Here is a 13,427-nt window from a genome sequence, read left to right on the forward strand (position 1 = left end):
TGAATGAGTATCTATGACAAAAGAATGTTATTATTGCGGTTTCAGGGACCCTATGCCGTTCACATGCAAATTCTGCGGTAATTCCTATTGTTACAACCACCGGCTTCCTGAATCACACAATTGTCCGGGGCTTTTAGAATATAAATCGAGATCAAGAGATACCGGGATCATTTATAAGACGGATTCTGTGGTAAGACGGAAACATAGTCCCTTCTTGAATTCATTAAATAATATTATGTCTGCTGTTAAAAGTAATTATTCTTTGATGATTCTTTTGATCGTTCTTATTTCTTATGTGTTGCAGTATATTATTCCCGGATATTTTTCTTATCTGGCTCTTTCACCCTACTATATTTTTTCCAGGCCATGGATACTTATCACACATATATTCCTGCATTCCGGACCTATACATCTTCTTTTCAATATGATGTTTTTATTTTTCTTCGGGCCTGAGCTTGAGCGAAGGATAGGAGGAAAAAGATTCCTCTTTGTATTTTTCATTTCCGGGATTATTGCTGCGATCGGCTATTCATTGTGGTCGGTTTTTATTTTGAAACAATATTCGACAGCTGTGGGTGCAAGTGGCGCATTGTTCGGGATATTTGCATGCCTAGCTGTTCTTGCGCCGGATATCGAGGTCGGTTTGTTCTTTTTTATTCGCATGAAGATAACATATGCATTGATATTTTTTGCTCTTTTTGACCTTTTGTTCATAGGCTCAAGCGGCGACCTGGTAGCAAGAAGTGCTCACTTAAGTGGAGTGATAGCTGGTCTTGCTTTTGGGAAATACATAAAAAAGACAGGAAATTACATCCGTTATTAAGATATTATTTAAGATATTATATTTCTCCGGGCCCTGAGCCCATCCATTAATTCCAACTTTCTGAACTGCATGCTATTTTTAAAGGCTATAACCAGCCAATAGACAGGATTCACAGGATCGACAGGATAGATTTCTGGCAATTCATCCTGTCAATCCTGTTATCCTGTCCATTTATTGGATGGGTTCCCGGGCCCTGTTATTCTTTTATAATCGCTATGGTATTCGTATGACTTATCTCCGGCTTTTAAGATGATTTTGAAACCGGGTGTAATTACCTGTGCATACATCATGCCTTTTTCAGGATAGCCAAGGCTGGTGTCAGGCCACTCAACCGCTTCTTGTTTAACCAGCTGAATATTTTCAACAGGAATTTTTAATCGTTCAGAAAGATCTTTTTTGGCTAAATCCACCACCGGAGAATATTCAGGGATGACTGAATTATTATATATAGACTCATTTTGACTTTGTTCCACGCAACCCGTAAAGTAAACTGATACTAAAAAAAGAACCATTAATAGTTTCATAATATTATATCTTTCTTGAACATATTTAATATGATTGTAATCACATTGAATCATTATATTGAAAATATATTTATATCAAATAGACCATATCAAACGTCTATAATGAACGGAGAATTTGCGGAAATAATTGTAGCATCAAGACCCTCTGTGGCCGTAATCGGACTCGGGGGCGCTGGAAGCAATATAATAACCTTTCTTTCGGATAAAAACATTGCCGGTGCAAAAGTAATTGCGGCAAATTCGGATATCAGCCATCTTGTCCTCCAGAGGGCAGATAAATTATTGCTGCTGGGAAAAGAAAGAAGTAAAGGCAAAGGATGCGGTGGATTCCCGGAAGTTGGCGCAGAATGCGCACAAGAAAGTAAGGATGAGATCCAGAAAGAACTTGAAGGAGCAAATATTGTGTTTATTGTTGCAGGTCTTGGGGGAGGGACAGGCACAGGCTCGGCTCCTGTGGTTGCAGAGATTTCACGTTCGATGGGCGCACTCACAATAGCCTGCCTGACAATGCCTTTTGAGATCGAGGCGTTGAGGCGTGAAAACGCCAAAAAAGCGATCCGTGCTCTTTCGCAAACCTGCGATTCCGTCGTTTTGATAGATAACACAAAACTCAGGCAGGTCGCAGGAAACCTGCCCCTTAAGACGGCTTTTGCTGTTGCCAATTCATTAATAGGGGAATTTATTAAAAGTATTACAGAAACCATCACTCTCCCCAGCCTTATGAATCTTGATTTTGCAGACTTAAAAGCTGTGCTTGAAAATAAAGGTATTTCCTCATTCGGGATCGGGGAATCAGAAGGTCCGGACCGCGTGAAAAAAGCAGTATTAAAAGCAATATCTGCCCCTCTTCTTGATATTCCTGATCTTGGGTCTGCACACGGTCTTTTGATCCATATCAATGGCGGGCAGGACCTGACACTTGAAGAAGTGGCGCATGTTGATGAATTGATGGCGCAACAGGTTCCCGGCACAAAAAGAATAATCTGGGGTGCAAACGTGGATGAGACAATGACAGGGCGAATCCGCATTATGGCATTGTTCGCAAGTGTCGGCAACCCTTTTGAGTGATTTAACTGTAAGCTGGTAAACCGACTGTAATCGTTTTAATTTCAAAATTTTTTATCATAATCATAACTATTACAATCATTTTTTAAATCTTTAAACTGCAATAATTATAAGTAGATAGTAGTCCAATATTAAAATAATCATCCAAGATAGGTCGTTTGACTATTTATTGGGTGAACCGAGATATGGAGAAAAAGAAATGATACATGAGAAATTATGGAATAGGATGTTATTCTGTATATTAATATCAATCCTACCGGTGATGCTGCTTGTTCCTTTATGAGCCGCACAAAAAGGATTCTTTGATTTTCCCGTAAGTTTTTTTGCTTTCTTGCATTTTGCAGAAGCAGGTTTATATCTTATTGAAATAGATACGTCTAACCCGAAAAATATGCTCGAAATAACAACCCCCTCCCGCCTGCATTTAACACTTATCGATATGAATGCCAGTATCGGGCGCGTTGATGGAAGCATCGGCCTGACTCTTGATAATCCTGTAATAAAAATTAAAGCCCGAAAATCGGATATTATTGAAATAACAGGCAAGAACGAGCATATTGAACGCATAAGGAATAGCGCAAAGTCCCTGCTTCCTGACGGCGAGGGAATACAAATCTCAATCGAAGAAGATTATCCGTCACATATTGGCCTTGGTTCAGGCACCCAGGCAGCTCTTGCGGCAGGCATGGCTGTCAGTGAATTATATGACCTTGGCCTGTCTGTTCATGAGATCGCAATAAAAGTGGGACGGGGAGGCACAAGCGGCATTGGCGTTGCTGCATTTGAAAATGGCGGGTTCATACTTGACGGTGGTCACAAATTCAGCCAGAAGAGGGCATTTCTTCCCTCAGCTGCAAGCAAGCTTCCTCCAGCACCGGTTTTATTAAGAAAAGATTTCCCTGATTGGGATATCGTTATAATCGTGCCTGAACAGAAAGGTGCATCGCAGCAAAGTGAAGTGGATATATTCCGGAAAGAATGTCCGGTTCCGCTCAAGGAAGTAGAGGCACTATCCCATGTGATCCTGATGCAGCTTCTTCCTGCGCTTTTTGAGAATGACATCATTACATTCGGGAAAAGTATCTATGCGATCCAGGAACTGGGTTTTAAAAAACGGGAAGTTGAATTGCAGCCCGCTTCATTTGATTTGATACAGGCTTTAAGGGATGGCGGCGCCAGTGGCGCAGGGATGAGTTCATTCGGGCCAACCGTGTATGCTTTTGGGGAGGATACAGAAAACCTCAAGAAAATCGCAGGTGAACTCCTTGATGGCAAAGGGCTGGTATTTAGTACCAGAGCGAGGAACAGGGGAGCGATTATTGATAAATGTCGATAAGAACCAGTGTATTAAAACATTATGAAAGTCTTTCCAGGGACTATGATCATAGATTTGATAATCCCCGTATCAATTATATGAGGTCTGTAGAGAAAATAGTTCTCCTGGACAGCCTGAAGATGGGATTAATACTTGATATTGGCTGCGGAACAGGAGAGCAATCTTTGTTCCTGGCTGAAAAAGGATATCGGGTACTGGGTGTAGATATATCTAAAGAGATGATAAAAATAGCAAAAGAGAGGATAAAAGATGCCAGATTCAAAGACAATCTGTCTTTTGTTATTGCATCAGCCGAGTTTCTTCCATTTCGCGATAAAAGTTTTGACGGCATAATTTCCATCTTTGGGATATTTAATCATATCCCAAACGTCGATTATGCCTTCCGGGAGACATCCAGGGTTTTAAAAACCGGCTGCCAGGCCATCTTTACAGTTGTTAACAGGTGGAACCTGACATGGTGGGTCAACGCTTTTATAAAATGTAAGGGAAGCTGGATAATATCTTCCCTGAGAAGTAAAGAGTATGTAGTGAATGGATTGTGGACGTATTATTTTTCAAGAGGGGACCTGATAAACAAACTTAAGGATGTCGGATTCAAAGCAAGAATTGGAAGTTTGTTACTGTTTGTGTACCCATTTAGCCCAAGGAAATTATTATTGCATGAAAAAATATTCATTCGTTTTGAGGATGCAGCCCGGTGGTATTACCCATTCAATAGCCTGGGTTATTATCATCTTGTCATAGTAGAAAAAGATGCAGTTTGGAAAGGTATTTAATATCCTACCCCCATAATGGGTTGCCTTCGCTTATAAGAATTTGAAAATCAATTGGAAATAATAATTATCGGAGAAAATTAAATGGCAAGAATGCACACACGTAAAAAAGGCCAGGCAGGGTCCACAAAACCGATCAGGACGGAGCCCCCTAAGTGGTCGAACACCAACAAGGATGAGATCGAGAGTACTATAGAACAGCTTGCAACGAGTGGTAATTCCTCAAGCAAGATCGGTATGATCTTAAGAGACCGTTACGGCGTCCCTGATGTCACACTTGTGACAGGCAAGAAAATAGGAACCATAATGAAGGAAAAGAATGTTTCTTCAAAAGTTCCGGAAGACATTCATAATATTATAACCGATGTACTTGATCTGAATAAACACCTTTTAAAGAATCCTAAAGATATGCATAATAAGCGTGCGCTTAATAATAAGATCTCAAAAATAAGGAGACTTGAAAAATATTATCGCCGTGAAGGTGTACTTCCGGAAGACTGGAAATTCTCTATCCAGAGAGCAGAAATGCTCATTTCATAAGTCCCGATGACTGATGGACAGGAAAGCCTCGCTGAACTTGAGGCTCTTAGCAGGCAGGTAGCAGAAGCCATATTGGAACATGATATGGTTCGGCTTATTTCGCATAACGATGCTGATGGCTTATCTGCTGCCGGTATCATGTGTAACGCCCTTCACAGGAAGGGTATACTTTTTCATGCTACGATAGTCAGCCAGTTTGACCAATCAACATTGGACTTAATTGAAAAAACATCCTATGGACCTGTAATTCTTTGCGACATGGGAAGCGGCCAGGTCGAACTGACTTCCAGGATAAAAGAAGCCATTATAATTGACCACCACAAACCAACAGGGAAACTGGAACATATCCAGTTCAACCCGCATCTTGTGGGTATTGATGGCTCGACCGAATTATGCGCTTCATGCGGCGCTTATATGATAGCCCGCCAGATGGGCGATAATACCGACCTTGCAGGACTTGCTATTGCAGGGGCGACCGGGGATAAACAGCCAATGAAAGGCGCAAATAAATCTATCCTCGATGAAGCCATCGCCAGCAGGACAGTAACTTCCAGTAAAGGGCTTCGAATCGGGGATGGGCCCTTAGCTGAAATTTTTGAAAATAGTATAGATCCTTATCTTGATATAACCGGTGATAAGGATAAGATCAAGGTCTTCCTGGATAGTCTTGGAATAAAAGGCGAATTGCGAAATCTTTCAGAAGAAGAATTGACGAAACTTTCGTCTGTGATAATATTAAAGCTTGTGAAGCAGGGAAGCCTCCCGGCTATTGATACCCTTATAGGTGACAACTATCACCTTAACAGGGAAGTTGTACAAAACATATATGATTTTGTAAATATCCTGAACGCTTGCGGTAAAGATGAAAAAGCAGGAATTGCACTTTCACTGTGTATGCGGGATGAGTCGGTCATTGATGAGGCAAAGATCATAGCGCGGGAGAACCAGCGCGCTTTGATCAGCGTAATTAAAAAGGCACAGGCCCGGATCAAGGCAGCCCGGAGTTTCAGGTATGTGCTCCTTGAGGATTCAAGCGGCACTGGAATAATTGCAGGAACGATGACGCGATACTTATATCCGGATAAGCCTTTCCTCACATTTAACGAAATTGAGGGAAAGATCCGTGTTTCAGGCCGCGGGACAAGGAAATTGGTAGGCGCCGGACTTGATCTTGCAGCGGCTATGAGGGAAGCGTCAGCAGCTGTGGGAGGCATGGGCGGGGGGCATGATGTTGCATCAGGCGCCACAATACCCGTTGGAACCGCAATGAAGTTCATAGATCTGGTTGATCCAATAATCGAAAAACAATTAAAACCAAAAGCATGAAGATAGAAGGAAAATTAACATTCAGAGGTGAAAAATCAGGAGAACTGGTTAATATTATTGCAGAATCCCTGGCGCCGGATAATGTTCCTGGAATAAAGACAATTATCGGGGATGGTTCTGCGGTCGTTTTATTCGAAGGAGAAAAGGTGGGCACGATCCTTGCTTCGGTTGATGATTACCTGATGAATGCAAAAATCGCATATGAAATGATAAATTTATGTCTCTTCCATTTGATGATACACTATTGATCAAACACGTTAACCGACTGCTGCAAAGCTACTTACGCTGGACAGGGCAGGAGCTTATTCCTCCTGGTAGGCCACAGGAGCGCGCCAGGGCACTATTTTATCAACCTTTCGTTGTTCTCTCGCATGGGATACAGGCAGACCCTGTTTTGAACTATGGTAACCAGGCAGCGCTTGACCTGTGGGAGATGACATGGGAAGAATTCATTAAAATGCCATCACGCCTTACTGCAGAACCTGTTAATCGCGAAGATCGTGAAAGACTCCTTGAAGAGGTCAGGCGCAATGGGTATATCGACACGTACCGCGGAGTACGCATATCTGGCACAGGTCGGCGCTTCCTGATAGAGCGAGGTACTGTCTGGAATATCGTTGATGAGAATAATAAATATGCCGGACAGGCAGCGACTTTTAGCAGATGGACATATTTATAATTCATTTGACCTTGATATTGAGGCTGTAACAAAAGAAATTTCTTAAGAATTCAACAGGAAGTAAAGATTGTTAAAATTAATAAACAAATACATGTATATCATTCCTAACATTGCGCCTTTTGCCATCCTTCGGTTTTGAACAGGAATTCGATACATTACTAACATTATGAGAAAAACTATTGTCAATTTGAACGGGACGAACCATTCCTGGTTATACAGGGGATTGAGTTCTTTGTTCTGTGGGTTTTGAAGCGCAAAATACGTGATCGTCAGGTCTGATATTTGCAGTATTGTGAATAATATCCCGAATAATATTATAAATCGTATGTATCCTGAGTTACCACCGATCAAAGATTTAAATCTATAAAGGAAATTGTACTTAATCTCACTTTTTGTATCCTGATTTTCCAGGTTATTCACGTGATATTTTGAATCGGTCATCTCATACACACCAATTCTAAACAAGACCTTTATCTATTTAAATATATCTAATTAATTGAATAATTATAATCGTGATTATCATAAGATATATTCCAGATTAAAATTCACACAATCATATGTAATAAAAATCCTGGTTGATAATCTTTAAATAATATGAAGAATAATGTTTATTAAATTAACAATGTTTATTTATGGGAATAAAAGAAAGAAAAGAAAACGAAAAATCTGAGATGAAAGAGCTGATCTTAAAGACAGCAATGAAGTTGTTCCTGGATAAGGGGTTCAATAACATAACCATACGAAACATTGCAGAAAAAATTGAATACAGTCCGGCGACTATTTATCTCTACTTCAAAAATAAAGATGAAATCCTTTACACTCTTCGAAAGGAAGGATTTGAAAAACTATATGAATGGCAGAAAACGTCACTTAATATAAATGATCCTCTTGAACGTCTAATCAAACATGGGGAGGCATATGTTTTATTTGCCCTTGAAAATCCTGAATATTATGATCTGATGTTTATGATGAGAAGTCCTGTAAAAAATACAACAGAGACAAATTTTTATGATATCGGTCTGAAATCATATGAACTGCTCAAGAATAATGTGAATGAATGTATGATACTGGGATTGTTCCCCCGGATGAACGTGGATATAGTCGCATTCTCATTATGGTCTTACGTCCATGGAGTCGCTTCATTAATAATTCGCAGCAGAGGCATTATGTTCCCTGAAGAACAAGTAAATAATATAATTAAAGGGTCCCTTGATTTTATGCTGAAGATAAATCGTAATAAAATATGGAATATTAATAATGAATTAAGAAATACGAAACCGGAGATAAATAAATGAAAAATTATATAATTGCGCTATTTTTAACATTAGCACTGGCCATGAACGTACAGGCTGACCCTTTCAATGTAACAACTGTACTTTCTGTTCCTCACCTGACGCCGGGTGACAGGAACATCGGGCTTGAATTCACGATACAAAATAATCAGGATACTTCCCTTAGTAATGTCAAAGCATATCTTTTTTTAAGATATCCATTTTCTGCATCCTACTCTCCAAATAATAAGCTCGGTGAAATAAATAATCCGGGGTATCTTATCAGCGCAGGAGGATCTGGAGATGAATATACACCTTATTTTGACCTGTCTCCGCACATGTCTCGAAAAACCTTTTTCAAGATAGATATTGACAGGGACGCAAAATACGGGGTTTATGACCTACCTTATACAATTTTTTATGATGATAAGGAATATAACGGAAAGATCACACTAACGATCAAAGGGGATACACTGATAGAGATAAAAAATGTATCAGTGGCCTCAAACAATAGCCAGGTCGAGCCAGGGGAAGTCTTTAAAATACAAATCTCTCTTGAAAATGTGGGAGATAACGAAATTAAATGGCTAAAAGTCAGCCTGAACCCGGAAGATAAAGCACTCATCCCTCTCTCCTCGGATTCGGAACTGATCTTTAAAGATATGCCACAGGGCTCACAGACAAATTCAGAGATATGGTTTTCCCTGGAAAAGGATGCCTCTATCAAAAATTATCCGATCAATCTTGAGCTTAATTATCTTGACGAAAGAGGTATAGAGTATAACGAGAGCAAACTTGTGGGCATAGTTGCCTCAGGAAGAGCGAATATGGACATCGCCAAAAAGACCACAGAACCCGCAAGATTAATAGAGAAACAGCCTTTTACCCTTACTATAAAGATCGAAAATACCGGCACAGGAGATGCAAAAGGAGTTACGGCACGTCTTGAATCTGCACTTTCCGGGGATAATCTTGCTTATCTCGGGGAAATAAAAAAGGATGATTATTCAAATGCGCTCTTTACACTGGATGCTGACCGCAGCGGGAAACAAACCGGTGTTTTGCATATAACTTTTGAAGATGACTTTGGAATACAGGAGATACAAAAAGACGTGATCATTGTTGTGAACCCGGCAGAAAGCCAGAACCTCCTGCCGATATTAATCGGGATAACAGCAATAGGTGCTATAATACTTTACCTGAAAAGAAGGAAACACTGATTATGAAAGCCTGGCTGTTCCTTGCCATAAAGGATATGTCAAAAAGAAGGCGTGAAACACTGATGGTCATCCTGGCCATAACGATAGGGGTCGTTGGGCCGCTTTTTACTACAGCGTTGAATAACGGGATGCAGGATGCTTTTGTAGGGAATACTGTTAATGTTTACACAGGGCATCTGCAGATCCAGCCAAATACCGGCGATAACGTCATTCCGAAATCAGAAAGCGTGCTTTCGAAGGTAACGGGGATAAAAGGCATAGTAGGTGCCGCTCCACGAATGACAGGTGGAGTAGATATCGAATCAAGGACTGAAAAAATCGGAATTGCAATATTCGGGGTAAAACCATCACTTGAAGAAAAAGCCTCCACACTATCAAGAACAGTTGAAAGAGGAGAATTCCTTGATGATAAGGATAAAAACGAACTGCTGATAGGCACCTCTCTTTCTGAAGTAATGAAAGTGGATGTTGGTGATATGGTTCTTCTTACATACCAGGATAGAAAACCTGTTGAATTCAGGATAAAGGGCATTATCAGTACAGGTACATTTGAACTTGACAGGTATGCCATTATAGCTGCATATGATACAGTAAAGGAACTCATAGAAAAAGATGAAGCCAGTAATATCATTATCCGGCTTGAGAAGCCTGAAGAATCCACAAAGTACAAATTAATTCTCCAGAAAGAGACCACGCTTCCTAATGTCAAGACCTGGCAGGAACTTTCAGCAGGAATGGCAGGGATGATCGAGACATTCGGGGCAATATCCACGATGACATCAGGCATTTCCATATTTGTTGCCGCGATAGCAATCAGCCTTATAATTTACACGACCGTAAAAAATAAGATCCGTGAAATCGGTGTCATAAAAGCAATAGGCGCAAGGGGCGAAATGATTTTAAAAATATATCTTGCAGAGGCTTTATTCATTGGCATTATCGGGACAACACTCGGTACTTCTATAGGTTTAATCCTGATACATGGAATGCAGCAAAATCCGCTTATCATGACTCCTGAGTATGGTATGAAACTCATAATCATGCCACGGATATCAAATATTTCAATAATGGCGGCCGATCTGTCAATACTTATCACATGTATCATCGGCGGCATCTTCCCTGCAATTATCGCCGCGCGGACAAATATTATAAAAGCAATATGGAGCGGATAGTTTTGATCGAGACCGAAAACCTCAGGAAAATATATTATATGGGTAAAATTGAAGTTCATGCTTTACGGGGAGTTGATATTAATATCAGGAAGGGTGAATTCGTTGCTCTTATGGGTCCGTCCGGCAGCGGAAAATCAACTCTTTTAAATATGATCGGCCTTCTTGATACTCCAACATCGGGGAGAATCGTTATCGACGGGATCGAGGTATCTTCTCTTAATGATAATGAGAGAGCTGATTTCCGTCTCAGGAAAATGGGGTTTGTTTTCCAGTTCTTCAGCCTGCTTAAGGAACTGAATTCGCTTGAAAATGTTGCACTGCCGATGATAATGGATGACCGGAAATATGACCGTGCCTCTTCACTTCTGGAGCTTGTGGGAATAGGCGACAGGGCCGATCATTCTCCAAGTGAGCTTTCGGGCGGGCAGCAGCAGCGCGTAGCAATTGCCCGGGCTCTTGCGAATGAACCTGCAATCCTTCTTGCGGATGAACCCACGGCAAATCTTGATACGGAGTCTTCAAACCAGATAGTCGGACTATTTCGCGAATTGAACGAAAAAGGACAGACTATTGTTATGGTGACGCATGAACCTGAGCTTGGCGAGAAAGCTGACAGGATAATCAGGATCAAGGATGGGAAAGTGGTTTTGTGAATATAAAATAATCTATAAAAATAACCTGTCAATTTCATATCAATTTATTAAAATTTACATGAGCATGTCGATGATCCGGTAAAAAAGTAAAAAGATTAGTGAACTATATGTGTGTGTAAAATATAAAGTTCCGTGGAAGGAACATTATATTATGGCCAACGATAAAAACGTAAAATTAAAGGCCCTCCTGAATATTGCTTCAATAGATACCACCTCAGGATTAGATGAAATCCTCCAAAAAATACTGAACGTTACATGTGAATCCATAAATGCAGATTATGGAGCAATAATATTGGTCGATGAAGGGACATGTGAGTCCAGGATGGCCTCGTCGTTCGGCCTTCGGGAAGATTATATTGAGCAGGTTCACAGGGCAGCAAGAGAAGCAGGCGTGCCATTTTCCTCAAGCCTGGCAAAAATGCACAATATCAGATCTCAACTACTCATTCCCATGAAAAATGGAATGGAAGTTATCGGTCTCTTAAATGTCTATATGTCAAAAGTGCATGACTTTACCGAAGAAGAGATTGATTTCATAACTATCGCCGCGTCACAGGCGTCATTCATTGTCCAGAATTCCAGAATGTGTACTGAAGATAGAATAAAAGAAATATATGGTAAATTATATAATTCAGAAAAATATCTTAAAACAATAATTGATTCATCCCTTGATGGGATCGCTGTCGTTAATATGCAGGGTGAAATAGAATTTGGGAACGATTCTTTTTTCAATATCGTGGGCTGGCCGAAAGATGAGCTACTAGGACAATCTTTCGTTAAAATACTACCACAGGATACAAAGGAAGCCTACATCAAAATATGGCATGAAACTCAAAATAACCTGAATAGCGGAAAAATTGCAGATGCTAAAATAATCACTAAAAAAGGCGAGATACGATATTTATTAAAGTCTCGTGCTGAAATGATTTTTGACGGAGTAAAAAAATTTTTATTCATAGCTAAAGATATTACAAAACAAAAGAAAACTGAGCTGGAATTGGAGGAATCTGAGGCAAAATTCCGGGATCTCTTTGAAAATGCTAATGATTTTATCTATACACACGACTTGAATGGAAATATCCTGAGTATTAACAAAATCGGATTGGAATTACTTGACGTGACCAAAGAAGAAATAATCGGGACAAATGTATTAAATTGGGTAACGCCTGAAAGTGCTAAAAAAATTGAAGACCGTTTCAAGAAGATTTTCTTAAACCAGCCTTTAGAGCCGACTGTTGTCATAGAAGCAATAAACAAGAAAGGGGAACATCAATGGGCCGAAGCAAGAACCAGGCTTATTAAAGATGGGGATAAAATAATCGGTGTACACGGCATAATGAGGGATATAACTGAGAAAAGGAAGCTGGAGAAGGAACTCAGGGAGTCCGAAGAAAAATACCGTGACCTCTTTGAAAACGCCCAGGATGCTATGTACGTACTCGATTCCAGAGGCAATTTTTTGAAGATGAACAAGGTTGGGCTTAAAACACTCGGATGTAAAAAAGAGGACGTTATTGGTACTAACATTAATAAATGGGTCACAGCAGAGAGTTTGAAAATAGTCGAACAACGGCGGAAAAAACGTCTCTCCGGGGAAAAGGTGGACCATATGGATATACTCGGAATTGTATGCAAGAATGGGGAGCGCCGATGGGCCGAGATAAGAACGAGGGAAATAAAATACTCAGATGGGACAGTAGAAATTCATGGCATAGCCAGGGATATTACTGAAAACAGGTTATTGAAACAGGAACTCAGGAGATCCAATAAACGACATAAGCTGCTATGTTATCTGATTAAAGGCACACGTGGAGGAAAGACAAGGGCATTGATCCTGAAACATCTTTCTGATAAATCTTATAACGCAAATCAATTAGCAACGGCTGTGAATAAGGATTATAAGACTATCAGGCATCATCTGAATGTCCTGATTAAGAATGGAATAATTGCAAAAAGTAACGATGGATATTCCGATTTATATTTCATTCCAGATAATATAGACGTGGATGAAATTGAGGATTAGTATCTAAATAAATGCTGGAATA

Annotated in this window: 15 protein-coding genes; 13 read left to right on the forward strand and 2 right to left on the reverse strand. The window is 40.2% G+C overall.

Features of this window, described 5'->3' with window-relative positions; translation table 11 throughout:
• Positions 1-13: 13 nt before the first annotated feature.
• The gene (locus FIB07_03930; GenBank protein NJD51996.1) at positions 14-823 is read left to right on the forward strand and encodes a rhomboid family intramembrane serine protease; all 810 of its coding nucleotides are present in this window, start codon (positions 14-16) and stop codon (positions 821-823) included.
• A gap of 158 nt (positions 824-981) precedes the next feature.
• Here the strand turns inward: FIB07_03930 and FIB07_03935 are convergent, their stop codons facing one another.
• Positions 982-1,347, reverse strand: a complete 366-nt coding sequence (locus FIB07_03935; protein NJD51997.1) for a hypothetical protein — start codon at positions 1,345-1,347, stop codon at positions 982-984.
• Positions 1,348-1,377: 30 nt separating this feature from the next.
• Between FIB07_03935 and ftsZ the strand changes: the two genes are divergently transcribed.
• From ftsZ to FIB07_03970, 7 genes are all read left to right on the forward strand, one after another.
• Positions 1,378-2,415 (forward strand): cell division protein FtsZ, encoded by a 1,038-nt coding sequence (ftsZ, locus tag FIB07_03940; protein ID NJD51998.1) that lies wholly within the window; start codon positions 1,378-1,380, stop codon positions 2,413-2,415.
• Positions 2,416-2,803: 388 nt separating this feature from the next.
• Positions 2,804-3,748, forward strand: coding sequence for a beta-ribofuranosylaminobenzene 5'-phosphate synthase (locus FIB07_03945; GenBank protein NJD51999.1), 945 nt, complete (start codon positions 2,804-2,806; stop codon positions 3,746-3,748).
• Positions 3,739-4,524, forward strand: coding sequence for a class I SAM-dependent methyltransferase (locus FIB07_03950; protein ID NJD52000.1), 786 nt, complete (start codon positions 3,739-3,741; stop codon positions 4,522-4,524). The genes FIB07_03945 and FIB07_03950 overlap by 10 nt, the downstream gene beginning before the upstream one ends.
• An 81-nt stretch (positions 4,525-4,605) precedes the next feature.
• Positions 4,606-5,061 carry a 30S ribosomal protein S15 gene (locus FIB07_03955; protein NJD52001.1) on the forward strand — a complete coding sequence of 152 codons (456 nt, stop codon included), beginning with the start codon at positions 4,606-4,608 and terminating at the stop codon, positions 5,059-5,061.
• A gap of 6 nt (positions 5,062-5,067) precedes the next feature.
• Positions 5,068-6,387: a DHH family phosphoesterase gene (locus FIB07_03960; protein ID NJD52002.1), complete on the forward strand. Its 1,320-nt coding sequence runs from the start codon at positions 5,068-5,070 to the stop codon at positions 6,385-6,387.
• Positions 6,384-6,635: a hypothetical protein gene (locus FIB07_03965; protein ID NJD52003.1), complete on the forward strand. Its 252-nt coding sequence runs from the start codon at positions 6,384-6,386 to the stop codon at positions 6,633-6,635. The genes FIB07_03960 and FIB07_03965 overlap by 4 nt, the downstream gene beginning before the upstream one ends.
• Positions 6,605-7,066, forward strand: a complete 462-nt coding sequence (locus FIB07_03970; GenBank protein ID NJD52004.1) for an MEKHLA domain-containing protein — start codon at positions 6,605-6,607, stop codon at positions 7,064-7,066. The genes FIB07_03965 and FIB07_03970 overlap by 31 nt, the downstream gene beginning before the upstream one ends.
• A 42-nt stretch (positions 7,067-7,108) precedes the next feature.
• On the opposite strand, the gene FIB07_03975 is transcribed toward FIB07_03970, so the two are convergent.
• On the reverse strand, positions 7,109-7,507 hold the full coding sequence (locus tag FIB07_03975) for a hypothetical protein (protein ID NJD52005.1): 399 nt from the start codon (positions 7,505-7,507) through the stop codon (positions 7,109-7,111).
• A gap of 191 nt (positions 7,508-7,698) precedes the next feature.
• Here FIB07_03975 and FIB07_03980 point away from each other — a divergent pair, with 191 nt between their 5' ends.
• From FIB07_03980 to FIB07_04000, 5 genes are all read left to right on the forward strand, one after another.
• Positions 7,699-8,361 (forward strand): TetR/AcrR family transcriptional regulator, encoded by a 663-nt coding sequence (locus FIB07_03980; protein NJD52006.1) that lies wholly within the window; start codon positions 7,699-7,701, stop codon positions 8,359-8,361.
• On the forward strand, positions 8,358-9,557 hold the full coding sequence (locus tag FIB07_03985) for a hypothetical protein (GenBank protein NJD52007.1): 1,200 nt from the start codon (positions 8,358-8,360) through the stop codon (positions 9,555-9,557). The genes FIB07_03980 and FIB07_03985 overlap by 4 nt, the downstream gene beginning before the upstream one ends.
• A 2-nt stretch (positions 9,558-9,559) precedes the next feature.
• Positions 9,560-10,729, forward strand: a complete 1,170-nt coding sequence (locus tag FIB07_03990) for an ABC transporter permease (GenBank protein NJD52008.1) — start codon at positions 9,560-9,562, stop codon at positions 10,727-10,729.
• Positions 10,717-11,382 carry an ABC transporter ATP-binding protein gene (locus FIB07_03995; protein NJD52009.1) on the forward strand — a complete coding sequence of 222 codons (666 nt, stop codon included), beginning with the start codon at positions 10,717-10,719 and terminating at the stop codon, positions 11,380-11,382. Before FIB07_03990 ends, FIB07_03995 begins: the two co-directional genes overlap by 13 nt.
• Positions 11,383-11,533: 151 nt before the next feature.
• Entirely contained in the window at positions 11,534-13,405 is a 1,872-nt protein-coding gene (locus FIB07_04000; protein ID NJD52010.1) for a PAS domain S-box protein, read from the forward strand.
• The last annotated feature ends 22 nt before the right edge of the window (positions 13,406-13,427 follow it).

Source organism: Candidatus Methanoperedens sp. (assembly GCA_012026795.1).
Taxonomy (GTDB): domain Archaea; phylum Halobacteriota; class Methanosarcinia; order Methanosarcinales; family Methanoperedenaceae; genus Methanoperedens.